Annotated in this window: 4 protein-coding genes; 3 read left to right on the top strand and 1 reads right to left on the bottom strand. The window is 62.1% G+C overall.

Annotated features, from left to right (window positions below; translation table 11 throughout):
• Positions 1–595 (top strand): DsbA family oxidoreductase (locus AC1DWI_RS18230; RefSeq protein WP_477725379.1); only part of this gene is annotated, 595 nt, incomplete at its 5' end.
• Here AC1DWI_RS18230 and AC1DWI_RS18235 read toward each other — a convergent pair.
• Positions 592–933, bottom strand: coding sequence for a MoaF N-terminal domain-containing protein (locus tag AC1DWI_RS18235; RefSeq protein ID WP_477669383.1), 342 nt, complete (start codon positions 931–933; stop codon positions 592–594). The genes AC1DWI_RS18230 and AC1DWI_RS18235 overlap by 4 nt on opposite strands.
• 216 nt (positions 934–1,149) lie before the next feature.
• Between AC1DWI_RS18235 and AC1DWI_RS18240 the strand changes: the two genes are divergently transcribed.
• Both AC1DWI_RS18240 and AC1DWI_RS18245 read left to right on the top strand, forming a co-directional pair.
• Positions 1,150–1,878 (top strand): glutathione S-transferase, encoded by a 729-nt coding sequence (locus AC1DWI_RS18240; RefSeq protein WP_477725380.1) that lies wholly within the window; start codon positions 1,150–1,152, stop codon positions 1,876–1,878.
• Between the two features lie 334 nt (positions 1,879–2,212).
• A partial coding sequence (locus tag AC1DWI_RS18245; RefSeq protein ID WP_477725381.1) for a ferritin-like domain-containing protein occupies positions 2,213–2,987 on the top strand: 775 nt, incomplete at its 3' end.

Raw genomic sequence — 2,987 nt, forward strand, 5'->3', positions numbered from 1 at the left:
GGACCAGGCGCTGGAGCGCGTGGGCGACGACATCCAGGCCGAGCTGCACTTTCAGCCCTTTGAGCTCAATCCGAAGATGGCGCCCGAAGGCCAGGAAATCACCGAGCACATCACCGAGAAATACGGCATCACGCCCGCACAGGCCCAGGCCAACCGCGAGAACATCCGCGCGCGCGGCGCGCAGGTCGGCTTCAAGTTCAGCATGGCCGATGAGCCCGGCGGCGGTCGCAGTCGCATCTACAACACCTTTGACGCCCACCGCCTGCTGCATTGGGCCGAGCTGGAAGGGGTGGGCAAGCAAAAGGCGCTGAAGGAACTGCTGTTCAAGCGCTACTTCACCGACGGCCAGAGCCCGGCTTCACACGAGGTGCTGGCGAAAGCGGCTGCCGAAGCGGGCCTGGATGAAGCCCGCGCGCGGGAGGTGCTGGCGTCAGGCGAATATGCGGCAGAGGTGCGCGAGCGTGAGCAGTTCTACCTGACGCAGGGCATTCATTCCGTGCCGGCCGTCATCATCAACGACCGCCATCTGATCTCCGGTGGACAGCCTGCTGAGGTGTTCGAACAGGCCTTGCGGCAGATCGCCGCGGCCGGCTAACGGCTCGCGCCCAGCACTTCAAAAGTGCCCGACTGCTGGACCCAGTCCTTGCCGTTGGATGCAAACCCTGTGGCTGTGCCGGTCTTGAGACTGAGCGCTACCGTGATCGTGTAGCCGCTTTCCGCTGAGAGATAAGACACCACATGCACGTCGTCCGACACTTTCACGGCGGCGCTGGCGCTTTCGTGGTGGTCTTTTGAACCCGGACCGGTGCTGCGCCAGGTCACCCCTCCGTCGCCCGAAAAAATATGCTCAAAGCTAAGGCCCTTCGTCGGGCCGTCCTTGAAGCTCCAGCGCAGGGTCTTGCCGTGCAAGGATTCGTTGAGGGCGGTTGTCATGGAGAGCTCCAAAAGTAGAAGGTAACGTCAGCGCGACTGGATGACCGGTGAAGGCGGGCTCGCTTGCCGACAATGTCAACTTAGCTCCCCTACAGGCGGATATTTGTGGGACGTGGGTCAATTGGGTGTAGGACAAGCGGACGCATTGGCATTTGCCGTGGATTCAAGGCCCGGTTTCACGCAAAATGAAACGCCAAGCACAGGAGTTTCCCATCCATGCCCTACGAGCTTCACTACTGGCCCACCATCCAGGGGCGCGGCGAATTTGTCCGGCTGGCACTGGAGGCCGCAGGCGCTAATTACCTCGACGTGGCGCGTGGCTGCGAGGGCGACGGCCAGGGCATTCCCGCCATGATGCACTTCATGGAGAGTGCGGACGTGCCGCACCCGCCCTTCGCGCCGCCGTTTTTGGTGGACGGAAAAACCATCGTCGGGCAGTCGGCAGCCATCCTGCTTTACCTGGGTCCGCGCCTGGGCCTGGTGGGCAAGAGCGAGGCTCAACGCCTGTGGACGCACCAGCTGCAGCTCACGATTGCCGACGTCGTGGCCGAGGCGCACGACACCCATCATCCGGTAGGAACCGGCCTGTATTACGAAGACCAGAAAAAGGAAGCGCTGCGCCGCGCAAAAGAATTCAGGACGGCGCGCGTGAAGAAATTTCTGGGCTGGTTTGAAACCGTGTTGCAGCGCAACCCGCGCGGCAGCGCGCATCTGGTGGGTGGCCGGCTGAGCTATGCCGACCTTTCCCTGTTCCAGCTGGTGGAAGGGCTGCTGTATGCGTTTCCCAAGGCGGCCCGCCGCGCACTGAAAACCGTGCCGCGCGTTGCGGCTTTGCRCGACAGCGTGGCCCAGCACCGGCGCGTGGAAGCCTATCTTGCGAGCGAGCGGCGCATTGCCTTTAACGAAGACGGCATCTTTCGCCGTTACCCGGAGCTCGATGCCTGAGTGGTGGACCGGGTCTTCAGTTGCCGTGCTGTTGCCATCGCCTGCGCACGCCAAAGCCCAGGTCTTCTTCCGTATTGTTGCTCCTGTTTTGATAGCTGCCTGCGCTGTTCCTGAAAGGCCTGCAGGCCGAAATTTCGCAAATTTCTGACGCGATAACCTGACTGGGGGGTGCGCGGCGTTCTCCTACAAAGGAGGCTGTGCTTGCCTGACCGCGCAGTGCATCCCTGGGTTGCACCATCAATCTACCTGCTTGGCAATCATCATCACATCACGATGGTGCGAGCAAACGTCCGGGCAGTTTTTTACAACGCTGCAAGAGACAAAGGAGTACCCCATGGCAAAGGAACAGCACGATCAGAATCTTGATCCCATCAGCAAGGAGCCGGGTGCCCATCCGGTTGGAACCGGTATTGGCGCAGCGGCGGGTGGTGTTGCTGCCGGCGCGGCTGCTGGAACGGTGGCCGGACCGGTGGGAGCGGTAGTGGGCGGCATTGCAGGCGCCGTCGCTGGCGGGCTGGGCGGCAAGGAAGCTGCCGAAGCATTGGACCCGACTGTAGAAGATGCCTACTGGCGCGGCAACTACAACCGTGAAAGCTATTACGAAGACGGGCGGCCCTTTGACGACTATGCGCCGGCCTATCGTCTGGGGCTCTATGGCCGGCAGGAATATACGGGTTCATTTGACGAAACCGAAAGCCGCTTGCGGACCCACTGGGATACGAAGAGAGAGCGTTCCACATTGACCTGGCCGCAGGCCAGGGAAGCGAGCCGCGCGGCATGGACCCGGGTTGAGAGCCTGTACCCGGGTGCTTTTGAAAATGCTGTCGCAACGGGCGAGGCAGGAGTGGACGGCGATGACGAAATCATCGAAAACCTGAACGACCTGCTCGAATCCTGCCGTGACGGGGAGTATGGTTTCCGCGAATGCGCCGAGCACACCAAGGCGCAGGACATCAAGACACTGCTGCTTCGCCATGCCGATGAATGCCGGGCTGCGGGCCTGGAGCTGCAAACCCTGATTCGCCAGCTCGGCGGGAAACCCGACGAAGGCGGCTCGGTCAGCGGTGCATTGCATCGCGGATGGGTTTCCGTGCGGGCCACGCTGAGCG

The sequence above is a fragment of the Polaromonas sp. P3_C2 genome (assembly GCF_056402675.1).

Bases quoted from the DNA above. Each gene is read 5' to 3' on its own strand.
- AC1DWI_RS18235 (WP_477669383.1), bottom strand. From the start codon at position 933: ATGACAACCGCCCTCAACGAATCCTTGCACGGCAAGACCCTGCGCTGG.